The sequence below is a fragment of the Verrucomicrobiota bacterium genome (assembly GCA_034440155.1).
Classification (GTDB): Bacteria; Verrucomicrobiota; Verrucomicrobiia; order JAWXBN01; family JAWXBN01; genus JAWXBN01.
Map to the genome: position 1 here is coordinate 21,979 of JAWXBN010000040.1, position 20,314 is coordinate 42,292.

Genomic DNA, 20,314 nt, shown 5'->3' on the forward strand with positions numbered 1-20,314 from the left:
CAATCCTCACTTGTAGGGGTTACTCAAAAAAAATGCACTTTCCCGGTTTTCACGTCATAGATCGCGCCGACGATGGCTATTTTTTTCTCTTCTTCCAATCCCTTGATGATAGGACTCTGTGAACGCATCTGCTTAATCATCCGTTTAACATTCTCATAAGCGACTGCCTCGACAAAAGTTTTATTTTTGTCATTCCTCGGTTCGATATTTTTCGGTACATCTTTGATTGCGGGTTTGATTTGATTAAGAAGACCTGTGAGATTTCCCATTTTCACCCCGGCAATGGCCCCTTTAACCGCACCACAATCGGTATGGCCGAGGACCACGATCAACTTACTGCCGACGACCTTTGTCGAATATTCCACACTGCCCAAAATATCATCATTAATGACCGGCCCGGCCACACGGGCATTCAATATATCGCCGATGGTCTGGTCAAAAACCAATTCCGCAGGCACACGCGAGTCGATACATCCGATGACTACGGCAAAAGGATATTGCGCGCCGGAGGTAACCTTTACATTTTTTAAATAATCGTATTGCTCGCCATCGCCCTGGAGAAACCGGTTATTCCCCGTTTTTAATCGTTCTAGGGCTTGTGTTGTGGTCATCGTTTGTTGCTTCTCCTGCGTCATGATAGCGCTGAGTGATGAGGTAAAAAGGATACCGCTGATGACGGCCGTAAAGAAGGTTTTGGTAGAGGGGATCATGAAGGGAAAGATTATAATCTTCCCCACTATTCTTCAAGAAAACGATTTTGAAAAATACATCGATCCACGTAAATGATTGTGTTTCCGGGCACAGTCAATCGAGGACTCTTCCTCGTCATGATTGATTGATCGAACCCCGGCACGCGGACTTTGATGGTGTTATTCACCCGCCGCGAAGTCACTTCCCCGGTGTCGCAGGCAGGCCGACGGCATTCACCTGATAGCGGGCATAAAGGGCTGCGTCATGTTGTTGGGCAATTTGCTGCATGGCTGCTTCCATTTGATTATAAAGTTCTGTCTGGTAACGGTTCGCGGCTGCATTCGCAGCCTTTTGCGCAGTGGACGTGACTTGTTTTTCAGCGGCGGCCCGGCGTCGGATTTGTTGTTGGTAATAGGATTGCTGTTGGCGGTAAGCATTTTCTTCATCCATGGACCCTTTGATTAATCCACCAATGAGTCCTGCCACAAACCCGGCACCGGCACCTATGGCCGCACCCTCTCCCCCGCCTGCCAACGCCCCGATTCCTGCCCCGAGTCCGGCACCAGCCGCTGCCCCTATACCCGTGGTCGTCGGAGTCCCGCTACCCGCTCCGCCATGGGTTTTGCGGGGGGCACTCGGGATGGGGACATTTTCCTGAACATAAGCTTTTGCCTGGGTTTGGGCTTGTGACTGGGCTTGTTTACGGTAACTGGAGACTGATTCATTAACTTGTTTGAATTGGGTCGCGAGCCCTTCAAAGGCCTGTTGTCTCTGGGTGATCATCACCATGAGTTCGGATTCCGGACGCAGGACAGGGGCAGGGTTTTTACCCGACTCTTGATAAAGCCGGAATTCGAACTGCGGATCGCGCTGGTAGGCAATCGCGTCCGCATCGAGGATTTTCCATGTCCCGTCGGCTTTTGAAGCGAGATTAACCGTCCAAGGGAATGTCACCTGCTCATTAGCCTTTAATACAAGTGTCTTATACTCGGGCGAATACATTTTTCCTGCTGGCAAATCCAAGGCATAAATCAAGTATTTAGAATAACGATTAGCCAACTGCGCATTTTTCTCATCAGTCTGCCCAAAGACAACGGGGACCAGATAGAGCGCCTCTTTGCTCTCCAAAGTCACCATGTATTGAACTGATACGCCGTCGGGTTTTTTCTGGAAAGAAACCGGATTAATATGGGTACATTTTAATTGGGAGGGAAGTCGGCGGTTCATGGCAGCCAAAGCCGCCGAAGTGTCGGGCAGGTTAGCGAACCGATCCCAAACCCCGATTTTAGATGGGGAAACCTGGTTTGTGGGGGACATCGTCTTCGGGTCTTGAAGCTTTGCAGACGGGTTCTGGGCCTGTCCGAGCAGGGCGATCATGCCTTCATGCCACTGCCGGTAGGACGTATTAAATTTTTGATCGTTTTTAATCTCGTCATCGGCTGTGGAACTCGGAGCTTTGGCGGAACGATAAACAAAGTACCCGGCACCGGACAAAAATAGTAACCCGACAATCACCAGTAAAACGACGATCGGCACCATAAGATTCATCCCCTTTTTAGTAGGGACTTCTGACGGGGCTTTTTTAGGCAGGACGGGGGCCGAGGGTAATTTGCCAAATACGGGTTTGGGTGTCTCGACTGCGCCTGTGGCACTTGATTGGCCGGATTTCTCCGGGACACCTGCGGATGGGGCTTGTGCGGGGAATTTAATCTCTTCCCAATATTTCCACTCCATGTCACCGTCCCGACGGACCTTGGTTTTATCGTCGATGGCCCCGATTTTACAGCGGTGTTCAAGCTCCTCAAAAGTAAAAGGGCCTTGAAGCCGTCCATCCGGGTCGGCGTAGGAAAATTTCTTCATCCTCAAAGAATAAGCTGGAAATCCTGAAAAATTCAATTCCAATACCAAAATACCCTTTCCATGAAAAAAAATGATTTAATCGACCTGATGACTTCCCTCGGGCTACGCGCCACCAAAACGCGTGGTCAGAATTTCCTTTTGGACGAAGGCGTACTCACACAAATCGCCCAAGCCGCCCAGATCATCCCCGGGGAACGGCTGATTGAAGTCGGGCCGGGGTTTGGCACACTGACTGATAGCCTGCTCGCACAAAATGCACCCGTGACCACGATCGAGCTGGACCGCGGACTGGCAGGTTATCTGCGTCAAAAATATGCGGATCGGCCCGAACTCGAACTGATCGAAGGGGATGCCTTGGAGCTTCTGCCTGCGCAATTCGTGCGGTACCCTGGGGCACGGTTCGTCGCCAATATCCCTTATAATATCACCACCCCGATTTTGGAGATCCTTTGTCAGACAACGCCTCCACCGCAAACAGTTATTTTAACGGTTCAGAAAGAACTCGCTGAAAGACTTTCGGCCAAACCCCGGACAAAAGCGTATGGGGCCATGACCGTGATGATTCAATGGCGTTTCAGGGTGGAATACCTTTTTACACTCAAAGGTGCCCAGTTTTTTCCCGCCCCAGACGTGGACTCAGCCGTGATCAGGCTGAGCCCCTCAGACCATGCCGGGCAAATTGCTGCGGAGGATCATAAGGCCTTTGACCGCCTTGTCCGGACGGGTTTTTCGCAACGACGCAAAATGCTCCGCAAAATCCTCCCTCAAATCACTCCCAAAGATATCGAAGCCACCTTGAGCGCCCTCGGTCTTAATCCCCTCGCGAGGGCCGAGGAATTAGGCCTCGAGGATTGGTTTAAACTCTTTAATAAACTAAAAGAATAATCAACCCAAACGACCCGTATGGACACGGACCGTAAAATCTTTCTAGAAAAAATATGAGTGACCTCCAGCAAACCACCGAGATTTTTGATGTCGTCGATGAAAATGACGAAGTCATCGGCCAAGCCCCGAGACCCGATGTGCATGCACGCAAATTGCACCACCGCGCTATTCATATCTTTGTGTGGAATTCCAAGGGCGAACTTTTCCTGCAATTCCGTTCACGCCTAAAAAAGAATCATCCCCAGACATGGGACAGCTCCTGCAGCGGTCATCTATCCACCGGTCAGGATTATTATGAAGCCGCCATCCGTGAACTCGAAGAGGAAATCGGACTGGATGAAACACAGACCAAGGCTATCCGTCCGGTCTTTAAGGTAAAATCGTGCCCGGAGACTGAGCAGGAACACGTCTGGCTATATGAAATGGTCCATGACGGCCCATTTCAGTTACAAGCCGAGGAAATCGAAGATGGCCGTTTTTTTTCACAAAATGATATTCAAAAAATGATCTCTGAAAATCCCGTGCAATTTGCCCCCTCATTTGTTTACATTTGGAATCTTTACCTAAGGCAACAAAAAAGTTAGCCAAGAGCCTTGGGATTCGTTACGGTTCTGCTACATTTTATAATAATCATAATCTATGTCGCGGGCCGTCAGCAAAAAGAATATCTTTAAGAAATCCCATCCCCTTGTGGTCGGGAGTGTGACGACATTTGAGGGGTTACAGATTGCCTCCCAAGCAACAACAAAAGACTGTGATATCATAGAAGTACGGCTGGACCTAATGCCGAAATCACTCTTGAGCCATTTTACCCAGTTATGCAAATTACTCGAAGTCATTAAGTTACCCATACTTGCGACTTTGCGGTCTAACCAAGAAGGGGGAAAGTGTACTTGGCCCCTGAATTGGAGATTGGGTTTTCTGGAGATGATTCTTCCCCATGTGGATTTAATTGATTTGGAACTTTTTGCTGTAGCTAATGACCCGGGGAAAATCGCCTCATTCCGTAATCTGGGAAAAATCATCATCCTGTCCTATCACGATTTTGAAAAATTACCGCAAAACCAGTTTATCCAGAAAAAAATAGATGAAATGTTTAAGGCCGGGGCGGACATTGCCAAGGTCGCAGGATTCATCAAGTCCCGTAAGGAATTAACCCGTATACTCTCGCTCATGGAAAAGCAACAGAAACCAGTTTCCCTCATGGGCATGGGCGCGTATGCGACCGAATCGCGTGTCGGACTGGCCAAGAGGGGTTCCCTCTTGAACTATGGATACATCGATCAACCAGCCGCACCGGGCCAAATCCGCGGGGCTGACCTTTTGAAGAAAATCCGGCAAACGAGGCACCCCGGAAAATGAGACAAACCTCATCCCCTCGCATTTCTAAGGTTACGCCCGTTTTGCTAATGACAATTATTCCCTTGGCATTATTCCTTTGTGTCGCCGGCATCCTGCGGGCTGGAGATTATTATGTATTCGAGCTGAAGGACGGGATGATCGTGAGGGGGGCGATTGTATCGGAAAATAAAGATTTTTTTACTGTTAACCTTGAAGAATCTAACGGAGTCGAAGGTCAAACACAAATCACCAAATCCCATATTGCAAAAAAAACAAAGATTTCTGACGACGAGATTGCTTTCAAAAAACTGCCCAAGCTCGTGATCCACCCGCGCCATTCCTATAGCTTAAAGGAATATAATAACCTGATCGAGGCTGCTGAAGATTTCATCACGGCTTACCCTCAATCACCCATGATCCCCGGTATCACTCAGGCACTTGCCCCCGTCAAAGAGGAGCAGCTCAGGGTCTCAAGAGGAGAGATCAAAACGGGAGGCGAATGGCTTTCCCCTACGGAAGCCACATTTATCTCCTATGACATAAAGGCTAATCTCCTCTATGATGAATTGTTAGATCACCAGCAAAAAAATAATTTTTCCGAGGTGAAACGGGTGTTTGTAGAACTTGAGAAAAAATATCCTGCCTCGATCGCCTATTATCAATCAGGGTCACAAATGATTGAGTGGCTGGATAAACAAATTAAGAGCAAACAAATCGAGATCGCCGCTGTCGACGGCAAGATCGTAAGCTTAGAAAAAAGCAAGGCGGAGAATAACACCCGGATTAACGAAGCCAAGGCCAAGGCCTCGTCAGCATCCTCCCCAAACTACGCTGCCACCCTCAAAAGCCAGATCAATGTCATGCAAGGTATGGTCAATAAAATCAATACTGACATTAAAACTATCCAAAACCAGGTCGCATCAACAAAACTGGCAATGGGGGATTATCAGGCCGAACTGACCCGGCTACAACAAACCCCTTTCGACCAACTCAGCAAACAAGGCAACTTCATCAAACAAATGGAATTAAAATTCAGATCAGGAAAAATGAGTGAAGTCAAAAATATGCTTAACCTGCCCGAACTCCAAAAATTTGAACGCACAAGGAATATCAATAACCTGCTAGGAAATCACGATAAAATCCTCCAGGAAATGAAAAGCGAAATAAACGCCAAAAATTTTGATGCGGCCATCGAAACCGGTAACAACGGACTCAAAGAATTTCCGGGTTCTGACCAGATCACCGCATTGATCGAAGAAGCAAGGACTGCCCGGAGTTCAACCGCAGGGATCCAAAACTAGCTGATTTTTACGGCATGCGTCTTATCAAGACGGAGGATCGATCCTGATTTGAGGTTCACTTTTAATGTAGGGTCGGTTATTTTCTCACCGTCGATCTGTACGGATCCCTGTAATATCAGTTTACGAATATCGCCACGGGATTTTTTCAGGGAAAAAACTGTATGATAGGCATGCTCCACTAGTTCCAAGACCGCCAAACTTGTGGTCGGGTTGATCATTTCAGGCAGATCCGCCGAGGCAAGGTCTTTTTTTGAAAAACGGGTTTCAAAATCCATTAACGCCGCGTCTGCCTCTATGATTCCATGATATTTTGCGCAAATAGCATGGGCGAGGCATTTTTTATTCTTCATGGGATGCTCTAGCGCTGGCATGGAACCCCCCGTTAATAATGGATACCAACGTTCCATTAAGTCATCAGAAATGGACATGGCTTTACCGAACATACTTTGGGGAGACTCGGCCACGCCGATATAATTATCGAGTGACTTACTCATTTTTTGAACCCCATCAAGGCCTTCGAGGATAGGCATGACTAGGACGACTTGTGAGGATTGTCCATCATCCCGCTGGAGATCCCTTCCCACGAGGTTATTAAATAACTGGTCATTACCGCCGAGCTCGACATCAGAACGGATCATGACCGAGTCATGACCTTGCATGAGAGGATACTGGAACTCCGTCAGGGTGATACTAATGCCGGACTCAAAACGTTTCTTGAAATCATCCCGTTCCATCATCCGGGCCACATTCATTTGACCATTCAGCTTGAGGACATCGGCGTAAGTCATCTTCGAAAACCACTCGCTATTATGGCGTATCTCCGTTTTCTCGGGGTCGATTATTTTAAATATCTGCTCCTGATATGTCCGGGCATTCCGCGCAATTTGCTCGGGCTCAAGGGCCGGCCGTGTCTTCGAACGCCCTGTGGGATCACCAATCAAGGCTGTATAATCACCGATAATAATCACCGCTTGGTGGCCCAAATCCTGGAATTGGCGTATTTTGCCGAGGATAAGCGCATGACCAAGATGGATGTCCGGAGAACTGGGATCAAAACCCAACTTCACCCGTAACGGCCTGTTTTCCTTGAGTTTCTCAAGGAGTTCATTTTCCGAAATAATCGCAGTCGCTCCGGAGCGTAAAATATCAAATTGTTCTTGTGGTGACTTCATAAACGGAATCGGCTTATCATGAGTCTTGGCAAGTGACAATCACATTTATGACTTTTGATCAATTACAGGTAACATTCGCCCATCATTGGCTCATGAGCATGCGCGGAGGGGAAAAAACCCTTGAGGCGATGGCCGGGCTTTTCCCGGATGCTCCCATTCATGCCATCGCTGGGATTTCAGCTAATCTCTCCGAGGGATTAAAGAAACATGCCATTGAATATTCCCTCATCCAGAAGCTGCCCGGTTCCCCCCGTTTTTTTAGAGCTTACCTCCCGTTTTTTCCTACAGCAATCGGACGGATGAGTTTGCCAGCCAGCGATTTGCTCATTTCCAGTGATGCCAATCTGATTAAAGGTGTCAAGAAACCTGCGGGCAGTTTCCACCTTTGTTACTGCTATAGTCCCCCCCGATATTTATGGATGATGCAGGATATTTATCTGGCTTCCCTGCCCATTATTTACCGTTCATTCGCGAAGAGGATTTTTTCCCGTCTTCGGGAGTATGATTTTAAGGCCGCCCAGACCCCTGATTCATTTGTCGCTATCTCAAATGCTGTATCCCGTCGCATTGAAGAGTATTATCAGAGGCCTACCGATGCGGTTATCCATCCACCGGTGGATATTCATGAGTGCCATGCTCATGCAAAACGGGAATCATTTTATCTGGTCGTCAGTGAGTTAACCCCTTATAAACGCGTCGATATCGCCGTCAAAGCCTGTTCGGAGCTCAAAAAATCATTAGTCGTGATTGGTCAAGGGGGAGAACTTAACCGTTTAAAGAAAATGGCCGGCCCACTCGTGACATTCATGGGCTGGCAAAAGAATCACACTGTCCGCGCGTTAATGGCTAGGGCCAAGGCCTTCTTATTCCCTGGTGAAGAAGATTTCGGAATAGCCCCGGTGGAAGCCATGGCCAGCGGTGCTCCCGTGATTGCTTTCGGGCGGGGGGGGATACTAGATACGGTTATAGACGGGAAAACCGGTATTTTGTTTTCCCACCAATCATCCGAATCAATGGTGAGTGCGATTGAAAAATTTGAGAAGATGGCTGGAGAATTCTCCCCCGAACTCCTTCGCAGCCACACGAAACAATTTGCGCGGTCGGAATTCCAAAAAAAGCTTCGCCATTTTATCAAGAACAGACTAAATCTTAGCGATTAACCGTCTTATGAGATTGTCCCAAAGAGAATTAGAGCCTGTGCTGATGCTTGTGGATACGGTGATGTGCCTTTTGGGTATCAGTCTCGCCTTTTTCCTCAGGGCATCTGACATCTCATTTACAGACCAGATTCCTGTCCAAGCCAACTACGCACTTTTATCCACAGTCATGACGGTCATTATTTTATTTTCATTAAAGATTTCTAGTCTCTACAGGCTTGAATTCATGTCCGGGAGGTCAATGTTACTACCGAAATTATTTATATCCACCTGTGCCGCATTGGCCGCCCTGTTTACACTGGCCTTTTTCATCCGGACACAACAACAAGCCTATTCACGCGGGTTCCTCATTTTATCAGTATTCACTATCTCATTCATGCTCTTTGTAGGTCGTTACTCTATTTGCGCCATTCAAAGGAAATGGTCTCTTTTCAGTAAAAGAAAAACCCTGATTGTCGGATGGAGCCCGATGACTGACCGTTTAGCTGAATCCATGATCAATAGCCGCTTCCCCATGATGGAACTTTCCGGCATCCTTACGCTCCAAGTCTGGCAAATCCCTGATGAATACCAGGAATATCATCTGGGCTCCTATGATGAATATCAAAAATCCCTTATTATAAAACCAATCGACCAAGTCCTCATCCTTACGTCCCAAATCCCCCCCCAGCAATGTATTGAATTCTGTCGTTATGCTGACCAGAAACTCATTAAAATCGGACTGATTCCCGACCCCCTCGAGATCATGCTCGGGCGGATGGAACTCTCCAATATCGAAGGAGTGCCTGTTCTTGCCGTTACGAACTTGCCCTTGGATAAACTCTCAAACCGTATCATTAAACGGGTGGTCGATCTTATCGGTGGGATCACCGGACTCTTACTAAGTATTATTCCCTCCCTGATTATTTCCCTTTTTATCAAAGCAGATTCCGCCGGACCGGTGATTTTTGGGCAGGAGCGGGTCGGTCGAGGTGGGAAAAAATTTATCATGTATAAATTTCGTTCCATGAGGTTCGGAGCTGAACAACAGGATTCAGAAGCTGGGTTGGGTGTCGACAATGACCCCCGCATCACAAAACTCGGTGATATGCTCAGGAAGTGGAACTTGGATGAATTGCCCCAATTCTGGAATGTGATTAAAGGGGAAATGAGCTTGGTCGGCCCTCGCCCCGAGCGGACCTATTTTGTCGATCTTTTCAAGGAAAAGGTGCCCCATTACATGCCTCGTCATATTTATAAACCGGGTATAACCGGTCTAGCCCAAGTGCGCGGGCACCGCGGGAATACCTCTTTGGAAAAGAGGATCGAGGCGGATCTTGAGTACTTCGAAAATTGGTCGGTATGGTTGGATATAAAAATCATCCTTTTGACACTCACCCAATATTTTGGACATTATGAAAATTAACGGGGATTTCAAAACGCTGCGACTCCCGGATCTTTTGTTTATTGTCCTCACAAGCATTCTATTTCTGGGATACTGGTTATCTTATCTATTTGCTGATTACTCCGATTTATACGGGACAAATTATTACCCAGGACTCCTTAACTATGAATTTTTTGCCCAGTTATTCACTGTACTGCTAAGCCTCTTGGTTTTATTCCGTATTCTCCTTTCGAAGGAGCCTCGGCAACTTCCGAGTGGCACCAAGTTTTTTCTCCTGTTTTTATCCCTCTACATTGGATGGACCCTTCTGTCTACAGTATGGTCGATCAAGGCAGGCTTTGGGTGGAAGGAAATCAGGGTTTGGCTCGGATACTTGCCGCTGGCCTTTGCCTTGACGATTTGTTTGGGAGAATTTCAGCAAATCAAACGGGCCGTTATAACGCTTATCGCGGCACAGGTCGCCTGCATATCCATGGTCGTCATCTATGCCTATTATGCCAACGGCTGCTACGTCCCTTATATCACATTCTACCTGAACCGTTCCCTCTTAGGAGAGATGATCATCGTGGCCATACCCCTTTTAGCCGCTTACGGGTTACTGCAGAATAATGGTTACCATGTATTTTTGAGGGTCTGTGCGATTCTCGGGTATATCTCGGTACTGATTATGGCCCAGAGAGCTCCATTATATGCATTATGGATCACACTCATAGTGTCCGTGATATTAGGTTACATCAAATATCCAAACTACCGGAAAAAACTTATCCTCTTTTGGGGCATTCTCTGTTTAGCGACGGTCTTTTATCTTACCCCCAGCAAATTGACGGGAGGACTCGAAAACTGGGACTCTTCTCGGAGAGCCTATAATATTGACCAGGCCAAAGACACATTTCATTACCGGATCAATGGTGTCCTCGTATCTTTTTTTCAATGGAAAGATAATTGGCTCTTCGGCACAGGCCAAGGAACATATCCCTTGGTTTTTCCTGAATATTCAAAGGCGATTGTTGATGCAGGATTCCAGAAATATGCAAAAAAAACCGAAGATAAACAAATCTCACGCGCCCATTGTGAACCCGCACAAGTTGCGGGCGAATTAGGCATCATTGGCCTCACCCTCTGGGCCGTATTTTTTGTTTTTTTCCCCCTTCGCTTATCATACGCAGGATGGAAACAAAATAACATTGTGCTTTTGGTGGGGAGCTGGGGCTTACTTGCGATCACAATCAGCGGACTGGCCAGTTCTTTCAGTCCCCGGCTTGTGACGACCGGAATGTGGTATGTCATTGCGGGCGTATTAATATCGGCAGAATGGAAACTCCCCGCTTCACTCCTAAAAAACAGCCACTTAAAACTTTTATCGGTTCTGGCTGTAGGCGTGTCATGCCTCGTTCTGTTCTCTACCATGAAAACCCAGCGTCTTTTGAATTATTTCTATCTCATTCAAATCAGCAAAAAGCTGCCACAAGCCACTTATTCTAAAGAACTTAATAAGTATAAACAACTCGTCACGGCAGACCCTTATTATCATTATTTTTATTTTGCAATCGCCAATGCCATGGCCGAGCACGGTAATCTTAAACAGCCTGAATCTTCCCATTTCTGGCGTGAAGCCCAAGATTTAGGACTTTTCTCATCAAATCTCCTGGCGAGTGAAGCTTTCTCCCTTTATCTACAAGGCAAAAGGGATGATGCGCTGTCCCGCATCGATGAGGGACTCCATATTTTCCCAGACTCATGGTTTTTATTCACAATAAAAGCTGCCATTCAGGAAAACGAGTCATTACCGGCTAATTCCCAGACTTGGCAACAAGCTTTAAATCTTCATCCTGAAGCTACCCGTGTTACCCAAAAAGTATTTAAAGAAATGTTTACCGGAAAAAAACAAGGGATCACGTATCAGGAACTTTATGAAATCCCTACGGGATATTACGGGCCCCTCTCAGTATATTATTTTAATACCCATCCCAAAAACAAAAAACTCCCCAGTTTATTTAATGACGGAACAAGCAATCCTTGGGAAAGTCCATGAATCTAGCCCTGCCATACTCTGATAAAGTAATCCCTGCGGTACTTTGTTGTCTGGTCGTCGGGCTCTTTTGGTTTTCACCGCCTGATTTGGTCTGGAGGATTGCTGACGTGGGTGAATCCCAAGTCATTCGTGAGACCATATTGGCCTTGGTCTTGGCCTCGTTATCCGTGTACATCCTCGCCATTAGGCAGGCACGGCGCAAATTGTTTGGAATATTTCAGCAACCCTCCTTCCGGAATGCGGTCATATTCGGCTTAGCCATCCTTATTTGGCAATGGGTGAGTCTGCTGGTGAATGGGCACACGGTTGCAGGAACTTCTTATTGTATTCTTTGGTTAGGCTATCTATCCCTCTTTATTTTCACAAAACTTGCTTTCGATGGGAAAATCCAATATCAGAAAAATGTTCTTGTGATTATCTCGTTATCCACACTAGCGGCATCGATTTACCTGCTCTTAAAATCCATCGAAAATAATTTATACTGTCCAAACATTCTACTCAACACCGTACGCCTGAGTGCTGGTGAATACCTCGTGCCAGGATGGGCAATCATTACCGGGCTCTTCTTATATGCTGAGTCCACCCGCCAAAAAGCCCTGTGGGGGGGAGGTTTATTTTTTGCGACATTAGCGATCTTCCAAACATCCCACCGCTCCCCCATTTTAGGAATCGTATTTTCTCTGGCCTGTCTTCTTTTTCTTGGATACAGACAGCACCAACTCAAACAAAGATGGAAAGCTTGGACCATATTCTTTTTAATCATCATCTCTACAATCACCATACAGATGCTCTCCTATACTGCGCTAAAGGGGATGGATACTAATGTGACCATTCAAAAGCGCCTCATGAAAAACGAGGAGGGTTCGATCGGTTACCGTCTGTTTTTAATGCGTGTCTGTATGAATATGTTTATGAATAATCCCATTGCTGGTGTGGGGACAGGAGCTTTTGGAAAAAATTATTTCCCTAACCAAGTGGCATTATCAGCTTCACCCGGTTATTCCCAAATCGCTCCCACACTCTCAACTCTCGGCGCGGAGAGGGCTCATAATGAATTCTTTCAGATCCTGGCGGAAAATGGGGCCATTGGCCTGATTCTCTGCGGTTGTTTCATCGGGGTAGTTTTATTCTCTTCTCGCAAACTCGGAACCGGCCACTCGGGCCCCGTTTCCAATATGATCCTTTCCGCCCTCATTGGTTTTTTGGCTTCTAGTCTTACCAGTGGATTTTCTTGGCGCTGGGCATCAAATGGTTCTTTGTTCTTTTTGATTCTCGGCTTGTGGACTTGTCACACGAACATAAAACGGGAAGCCCCTTCATCTTCCCTGCCAAAACTGATGATAACCTTTGGGGTATTTGTTTCTATCTTCTTAGTGATAGGAACTCTCTATCAAATCAAAAAAACAATCTCTCAACTTGATTATGCAAAGGGTTTTGTACTCTCGACCCATGATTCAAATATCCAAGCCATTGAATGCCTGAACAACTCTTTGAGTATCAATCCTGAAAATTGGCGGGCCGCATTTTTACGGGGAAAATTGTTTCTTTCCCAAAATGAAAAACCAAAAGCATTGGAGTCATTCACCCTTGCCGCCCAAAATAGAATTAATGGGGTAGATCACCTCGTGATTCTTGCCCGTCTCCATGAGTCCACTGACCAGCCCTCCGATAATCAAAAAATTAAAAGTCTTTATGGACAGGCCTTATCAGCGTATCCGCATTCACCTTTACTTAAGCTTTTTTATGCTGATTATCTAGTAAATAGAGGGGACCTCAAAAAAGCAAAAATTCTTGCTGAACAAGCGAAAATTGAAGATCCTGAACTCTATAGTGCTGCCAAAAAGTACTTCACAGGACGAGCCGATGAAGGCCGTCAACTTTTAATACAATCAAATAAAATCGAGATAATGAATACCTTTGAAACACTTTTTCTCTCTAAGTGACCTGCTGTCAATGAGATATTTATGTTGACTTATCTGATGATTTTAACCATTATCTAATAGTTATAGCTAATAATATAGCCATACATAAACATAAAAAAACAAACAGGACTAAACATATGAAGAACAAACAATCAGGGTTCACGCTCGTCGAAATCATGATCGTGGTAGCAATCATCGCATTGCTCGCAGCGATCGCCGTGCCGAACTTCCTTCGCGCACGTCAACGTTCATTGGCCACATCCGTTAAAAATGATATCCGTATCATTGAATCGGCTGCAGACCAATATGCCATTGAAAGTGGTCTATCTGGTACTGCTAATATCTTATGGACAAGTATCACTGGTTACTTCAAAACAGGCAGCAAAATCGCTTCTGGGCAGTCTGCTATATCCGGAATGGATTTCTCCGCCCAATATTCATCGATTCCGGTTGGATCAAAACTCTCTGCTACAACAGCCATTAGAGCTGAATTCGCAGATACATCGATTATTCCTGTTTCTTTCTGGAATGATTAATATAAATACACATTACTACAAAAAACCCCAGCAATTGCTGGGGTTTTTTTATGTTTATAACTCTCCGATAATTTCAAATAGAGGGGTTCATCTAGGCAGATCATTATACTTTCGGTAACTGAAAAATTATAAATTCGTGATTTCCTGAATCAAAATATGGCTTTAACATGTGTCCTTGCTGAAGATATGGAAATCTGGCATAATTGCACCTAGGATAGTAATAACTTTCCAATCATTTGAGCACTTTGAAAAGATAATAAATAAATTCATGAATCAGAATAAATTGATTGTTTTATCTATAGTTATTTTCACTGCGACCTTCATTCAATGGCTACCAACAACAGGTTTTGGCTTTATCAATTTTGATGACCCAAGATTCATTGAAGAGAATCCCTTGATCTATTTGCACCCTCTAAAAACTTTTTATCATTCTATTACCACTGTCGTCATGTCTAATTGGATACCATTGACGTTTGCGAGTTTTTCCTTGGACTATCATCTATACGGACTTAATGCGCCAGGATTCCATCTTACTAATATTATTTTTCATGCATGTAATGCAGTTCTGGTTTTTTATATATTTTTCATTCTTTTGGAAAAGTTTTATCCTCAAAGTAATAAGTCCTATCTTAATGCAATATTTGCAGCCATATCATCATTGTTATGGGCGAACCATCCATTTAGGGTAGAAGCCGTAGCATGGGTTTCAGCCCGTAAAGATGTTCTATTTATGTTTTTTTGTCTGTTCAGCATTATTTTTTATCTTAAGTACATATCGAATCTTCTTAAATCAAAAACTGATTCTTTTCTACTAAATCGCTTTTACTTATTATCCATCTTAATGATGATATTATCATTATTATCAAAAGGAATGGCCGTCACACTTCCCTTTGTATTTCTTATTGTCGATTATCTATATAAAAGGAACGATTATAAGAGAGCCATAATGGAAAAGATTCCCTTCTTTATATTATCTGTCTTATTTTCATACATTCAAATATTAACAAGACCAACCACTTTACCTGATACTAACGAATTAAGTTTATCCATTCGAATTATCAATGCTTGCTCTGGACTTGGTTTTTACCTTGAAAAGACCTTATTTCCTCTCAACTTGGTTCCGGTTTACTATTATGAAGGTCATAAACCTGATTATTTTATCTATATTTTTATTTCCGGTCTGGCATCCGTGTTACTTTTAACAATACTGTTTCTGAAAGGAAACCGTTTTGTTAAGGCATCTGTTATATTTTATATTATCACTTTATTGCCAGTAATCGGAATTATGCAAACTTGGATTCAAGAATATGCTGATCGTTTTTCTTATTTTCCGACTTTACCGTTATATCTTGGTTTTGGAATCGCAGGTATTAAACTCGTCCATTACATATCCTCTCCTCGGATGAAAGTGAGAACTGTAACGAACAATCATTTCATACTCTGTGCTAAATATAAAATTTTATTATTATCATCCGTCATTTTTTTTATCTATACATTTCTTTGTTCTAAACAAATTATGTTATGGGAAACCCCCTATACTTTGTGGAATCATCAGATAAACGTTCGTCCACACCCACTGCCCTATCTCGTACTCGGAGATTATTCAATGACGCAAAAGAATCCACAGAAAGCCTTAGATTATTATACTCGAGGATACCAAAGTTACCCCCAATCAACATTGTTTTTGCCACGCATCTCTATCGTAAAAAAACTTTTAAACAATCATCAAGATAATGTGGTAAAAGAGATTGATAGTAAATTACTACAGCCCCATAATAATTAATCACTACTATGTTTAAGTCTCCTAAAAATAATGCCTTAATCGATGAAATAAGAGATTTCACTAACTTAAACGAATTATTAAAAATACATGACAGGGCATGGCATGATAGACCATTATTAAGAGAAACTTATTATCACTTTTTCAGTCTGATTAAAGATGAAATACACAAAATACAAGGAGGAACAATATTGGAAGTTGGTTCGGGTATATCAAAAATCAAAGATATTATTCCTCAGTGTGTTACCTCAGATTATTCAAAAACAGTTTATGCGGATAAAATCGAAAATGTTTATGGACTGTCGTACTCTGATGGTAGTTTATCTACAGTTATAATGGTCGATGTTTTTCATCATTTAAAGTACCCCTATTGTGCATTATCTGAAATATATAATAAACTTTTGCCCTCTGGAAAACTAATTATATTGGAACCGGCTATGAGTTTATTGGGAAAATTTATCTATGGGCATTTTCATCATGAACCGCTCGGGCTTAACTTAACTATTGATAGAAATGCCGTTATTGGAAAAACATCCCAATTAGAATATTATGCTGCACAAGGGAACGCTTGGAGAATTTTCCAAAAGAATGAATATCATGACACATTTGAAGAGTGGAGTAGAATTAATGTAAAATTGCTTGTCGCAGCGGATTATATGGTATCTGGAGGATTCACAGGAAGGAAACTCTTTCCTTGGAAAAGTGCGGCTTTTCTGCGTGCGATTGAAAAAATCCCACACTTTTTCAAAAAGTTAATTGCAACACGCATGCTCATTGTCATGACAAAATGATATGCACGTGATGAATCGAAATATTAAATTATCTGCGTATCTTAACAAGATTTCGAAGCACTATAACCAGTTATCATCCCCTCCTCCATATTTAAGTTATTATTACAGACAATTGATTGCTCAATACTATAAACGACTTATTCATCATGAGCATGACATACTTGAAATTGGGTCAGGACAAGGTTTACTTTTAAAGTTACTGTCCTACAAAAGAATGAGTGGAGTGGACATCTCAGAAACACAAGTTGATATTGCCAAAAAGAAAATACCTGATGGGCGCTTTTATTGTCAGGCGGCAGAATATTTAAATTTAGATGGTAAATTTGATGTAATACTCATTTCTGATACATTAAATTATGTAGGTGATATACAGTTGTTATTACAATCACTTCACAGTATGAGTCATTCAAATACCAGATTAATGATCAATTCTGTTAACACACTTTGGTATCCGCTCATCAATCTAGCTAATCATTTAGGTTTAAAAAATCCAGAACCACCCGGCAACTGGTTAAGTGTGAATGATGTGCTAAATTTACTCAATCTCTCTGACTGGGAAAATGTTACCATCGAGAACCGGATACTCATGCCATTGCCTGTTATTGGCCCTATACTCAACCGGTGGATCGCACCTCTACTCCAGCATTTCTGTTTGACGACATTCATCGTATGTCGCCCGCGTATTCCGTTTTACACCCGTAAAGAGTATTCTGTGACTGTAATTGTACCTGCCCGAAATGAAGCGGGGAATATCTGTTCCGCCGTTGAACGAATCCCTGTCATGGGCACTCGATCCGAAGTGATTTTTATCGAAGGCAACTCCACAGACAATACTTGGGAAGAAATTCAAAAGAATCTAGATAAAAGGAATGATTTAACAGTATCGTCCATGAAACAGACGGGCAAGGGAAAAGCTAATGCCGTGCGTGAGGCAATTGCCAAGGCTACGGGGGATGTCATTATGATCCTGGATGCTGATTTGACTGTGGCTCCAGAAGACCTCCCGAAGTTTTACGAACTCTTGGCGACTGGAAAAGCTGAATTTGCCAACGGGGTACGCCTTGTTTATCCGATGGACAACCACGCCATGCGGTTCCTGAATATGTGTGCAAATAAATTTTTCAGTATTGGATTCAGTTGGATTCTGGGTCAACCCGTTAAAGACACATTATGTGGAACAAAAGTTTTTTTCAGGGAGTCCTATTTAGACTTTGCCAAAGATGAGGCAGACCTCAGACTGAAAGATCCCTTTGGTGATTTTGAGTTCCTGTACTTTGCACGGCAGAAAAACTTAAAAATCTTGGATATTCCCATCCGTTACCATGACAGGGTTTATGGGCAAACCAATATCAACCGCTGGAGGCATGGCTGGATGCTCCTCAAAATGCTTGTATACGGAGCACTCCGTTTTAAATTCATTTAATCATTATGTCCCCAACAACCACGTTAGTTATAAATGAAATCTATCACAGTATCCAAGGCGAAAGCACTTGGGCGGGACTGCCCTGTGTCTTTGTCCGATTGACCGCATGCAATTTGCGTTGCAGTTACTGTGACACATCCTATGCCTTTTATGAGGGGAAAAAAACCGGTTTACCAGAGGTTCAGGAAAAGATTCTATCATTTAATTGTTCACTTGTGGAAGTCACTGGTGGAGAACCCCTTTTACAAAAAAACGTCCTTGAATTAATGGGAAATCTCTGTGAAGCGGGAAAAACTGTCCTGATAGAAACAAGTGGTTCGATTGATATTTCGCCGATCGACCCCCGTGTTCATATTATTATGGATCTTAAATGCCCCTCAAGCGGAGAATCCGCAAAGAATCTTTACGCCAATATTGCTTTTCTCGCCAAAAAAGACGAGTTGAAGTTTGTTATCGGTTCTCGGGAGGACTATGAATGGGCGAGGGAACAGATTGATTTCTGGAAACTACCGGACAAGGTAGGGACTATATTATTTTCGCCCATTTTCGGTAAAATTGATCCGAAAGAGATTGTTGAGTGGATTCTTGCAGACGACTTGCCTGTGCGTTTTCAACTCCAGCTTCACAAATTCATTTGGCCCCCTAATCAAAAAGGAGTTTGACCAGAAGCCATGCTCCCAAAAATCAAAACATCCATACCGGGACCCCTCTCAAAAAAACTTGCACTCAAGTTAAGAAAATATGAGTCGCGTAATATTACATTTGTCAGTAAGGGTTTCCCTGTCTTCTGGAGCAAAGCTAAAAATGCAAATATCTGGGATGTTGACGGGAACCGCTATGTTGATTTCACATCTGCATTTGGAGTGGCGACCCTTGGACACACAAACCCCCAAATAACTGGCGACCTGCGACTCCAAAGCAGGGACTTGGTCCATGCGATGGGGGATGTCCATCCCTCTGAATTAAAAGTGACACTCTGTCAAAAACTCTCTGAAATCACTTTTGAAAAATGGACTCGCGGGTCTAACTCGAAGATTCATGGAAAAACCATTCTTTGTAATTCCGGTTTCGAGGCGGTAGAAGCTGCTTTAAAAACAGCTCATCTATTGACCGGGAAAAAACGTGTTCTGGCTTTTTCCGGTAGTTATCACGGTTTAGGTTTTGGGGCCTTGGATGTGACAGGCTGGCCAGAATTCCGCAGTCCCTTCAAAAAGATTATAGCAGATTTTGCAGATTTCCTGCCTTATCCACAAGGACACCATTGCTCCATTGGAAAAAAGCCAACTTACTCGACTAATGATTTTATGAATGAATTTTTCAAAAAGATTGAAAGATTATTAAAAAAATCGCTCACAGGCGCAATTATTGTTGAGCCGATCCAAGGGAGGGGGGGCGAGGTCATTCCTCCCGTATGGTTTTTACCCCTGCTCCGGACGATGGCGGATAAATATCAAATACCCTTGATTTTTGATGAGATTTACACTGGTTTCAACCGCACGGGATCGTTTTTTGCTTGTGAGGATTGTGATGGCCAAACAGTCGTTCCTGATATGATTTGCCTGGGCAAATCCCTTACAGGTGGTTTGCCATTATCAGCATGTGTGGGTAAGGCGCCTCTAATGGATCAGGCGTGGCCGGAATCGACCGGCGAAGCACTTCATACCAGCACTTTTTTAGGCAATCCCATTGCCTGTGCCATGGCATTAAAAAGCATTACGCTCCATCGTGACCCGGTTATCCTGAAACAAATTGCCCATACGGCGGAGCTCCTCAGGGATTCCATGACAAAAATTAATGAACTATCTTTTACAGGCGATGTCAGGGGAAAAGGCTTAATGTGGGGAATCGAGATTGTTAATGAGAAGGGGACTCCTGCCCCCTCCAAAGCTGTGGAGATTATGATGGAGGGATTACAAAAGGGTTATATCCTCCTAAATGGCGGCTTGAAACATAATGTGATTAGCCTGAGCCCTCCCTATAACATTCATCCCCAGGCATTAACCGGATTTTCAGAGTTTCTCAAAGGAATCTAAATCACAC

At 43.9% G+C, this 20,314-nt stretch carries 17 protein-coding genes; 14 read left to right on the top strand and 3 right to left on the bottom strand.

Annotation, left to right across the window (positions count from 1 at the left end; genetic code table 11):
- Window positions 1–23: 23 nt before the first annotated feature.
- Both SGI98_04130 and SGI98_04135 read right to left on the bottom strand, forming a co-directional pair.
- Window positions 24–710 (bottom strand): carbonic anhydrase family protein, encoded by a 687-nt coding sequence (locus tag SGI98_04130; protein MDZ4742590.1) that lies wholly within the window; start codon window positions 708–710, stop codon window positions 24–26.
- Window positions 711–888: 178 nt separating this feature from the next.
- The gene (locus SGI98_04135; protein MDZ4742591.1) at window positions 889–2,550 is read right to left on the bottom strand and encodes a hypothetical protein; all 1,662 of its coding nucleotides are present in this window, start codon (window positions 2,548–2,550) and stop codon (window positions 889–891) included.
- Window positions 2,551–2,610: 60 nt separating this feature from the next.
- Here SGI98_04135 and rsmA point away from each other — a divergent pair, with 60 nt between their 5' ends.
- From rsmA to SGI98_04155, 4 genes are read left to right on the top strand one after another with little or no spacing between them, the layout of a single operon-like run.
- The gene (gene rsmA / locus SGI98_04140; GenBank protein ID MDZ4742592.1) at window positions 2,611–3,435 is read left to right on the top strand and encodes a 16S rRNA (adenine(1518)-N(6)/adenine(1519)-N(6))-dimethyltransferase RsmA; all 825 of its coding nucleotides are present in this window, start codon (window positions 2,611–2,613) and stop codon (window positions 3,433–3,435) included.
- 53 nt (window positions 3,436–3,488) lie between these two features.
- Entirely contained in the window at window positions 3,489–4,019 is a 531-nt protein-coding gene (locus tag SGI98_04145) for an NUDIX domain-containing protein (GenBank protein ID MDZ4742593.1), read from the top strand.
- Window positions 4,020–4,074: 55 nt separating this feature from the next.
- Window positions 4,075–4,797, top strand: coding sequence for a type I 3-dehydroquinate dehydratase (locus SGI98_04150; GenBank protein ID MDZ4742594.1), 723 nt, complete (start codon window positions 4,075–4,077; stop codon window positions 4,795–4,797).
- A 47-nt stretch (window positions 4,798–4,844) separates the two neighbouring features.
- Window positions 4,845–6,077 (top strand): hypothetical protein, encoded by a 1,233-nt coding sequence (locus SGI98_04155; GenBank protein MDZ4742595.1) that lies wholly within the window; start codon window positions 4,845–4,847, stop codon window positions 6,075–6,077.
- Here SGI98_04155 and tyrS read toward each other — a convergent pair.
- Window positions 6,074–7,249: a tyrosine--tRNA ligase gene (tyrS, locus tag SGI98_04160; protein ID MDZ4742596.1), complete on the bottom strand. Its 1,176-nt coding sequence runs from the start codon at window positions 7,247–7,249 to the stop codon at window positions 6,074–6,076. The genes SGI98_04155 and tyrS overlap by 4 nt on opposite strands.
- Window positions 7,250–7,296: 47 nt before the next feature.
- Here tyrS and SGI98_04165 point away from each other — a divergent pair, with 47 nt between their 5' ends.
- From SGI98_04165 to SGI98_04210, 10 genes are all read left to right on the top strand, one after another.
- Window positions 7,297–8,409, top strand: a complete 1,113-nt coding sequence (locus SGI98_04165) for a glycosyltransferase (GenBank protein ID MDZ4742597.1) — start codon at window positions 7,297–7,299, stop codon at window positions 8,407–8,409.
- Between the two features lie 7 nt (window positions 8,410–8,416).
- The gene (locus SGI98_04170) at window positions 8,417–9,811 is read left to right on the top strand and encodes a sugar transferase (GenBank protein MDZ4742598.1); all 1,395 of its coding nucleotides are present in this window, start codon (window positions 8,417–8,419) and stop codon (window positions 9,809–9,811) included.
- Window positions 9,801–11,822, top strand: coding sequence for an O-antigen ligase family protein (locus SGI98_04175; GenBank protein ID MDZ4742599.1), 2,022 nt, complete (start codon window positions 9,801–9,803; stop codon window positions 11,820–11,822). The genes SGI98_04170 and SGI98_04175 overlap by 11 nt, the downstream gene beginning before the upstream one ends.
- Window positions 11,819–13,765 (top strand): O-antigen ligase family protein, encoded by a 1,947-nt coding sequence (locus tag SGI98_04180; GenBank protein ID MDZ4742600.1) that lies wholly within the window; start codon window positions 11,819–11,821, stop codon window positions 13,763–13,765. The genes SGI98_04175 and SGI98_04180 overlap by 4 nt, the downstream gene beginning before the upstream one ends.
- 116 nt (window positions 13,766–13,881) lie before the next feature.
- On the top strand, window positions 13,882–14,280 hold the full coding sequence (locus SGI98_04185) for a prepilin-type N-terminal cleavage/methylation domain-containing protein (protein ID MDZ4742601.1): 399 nt from the start codon (window positions 13,882–13,884) through the stop codon (window positions 14,278–14,280).
- Window positions 14,281–14,548: 268 nt separating this feature from the next.
- Window positions 14,549–16,063, top strand: coding sequence for a hypothetical protein (locus SGI98_04190; protein ID MDZ4742602.1), 1,515 nt, complete (start codon window positions 14,549–14,551; stop codon window positions 16,061–16,063).
- Between the two features lie 8 nt (window positions 16,064–16,071).
- Window positions 16,072–16,851: a methyltransferase domain-containing protein gene (locus SGI98_04195; GenBank protein ID MDZ4742603.1), complete on the top strand. Its 780-nt coding sequence runs from the start codon at window positions 16,072–16,074 to the stop codon at window positions 16,849–16,851.
- A gap of 10 nt (window positions 16,852–16,861) precedes the next feature.
- Window positions 16,862–18,274 (top strand): glycosyltransferase, encoded by a 1,413-nt coding sequence (locus tag SGI98_04200; protein MDZ4742604.1) that lies wholly within the window; start codon window positions 16,862–16,864, stop codon window positions 18,272–18,274.
- A gap of 5 nt (window positions 18,275–18,279) precedes the next feature.
- A complete protein-coding gene (locus SGI98_04205) occupies window positions 18,280–18,936 on the top strand; it encodes a radical SAM protein (GenBank protein MDZ4742605.1) in 657 nt (218 codons plus the stop codon).
- 9 nt (window positions 18,937–18,945) lie between these two features.
- A complete protein-coding gene (locus tag SGI98_04210; GenBank protein MDZ4742606.1) occupies window positions 18,946–20,307 on the top strand; it encodes an aspartate aminotransferase family protein in 1,362 nt (453 codons plus the stop codon).
- Window positions 20,308–20,314: the final 7 nt, after the last annotated feature.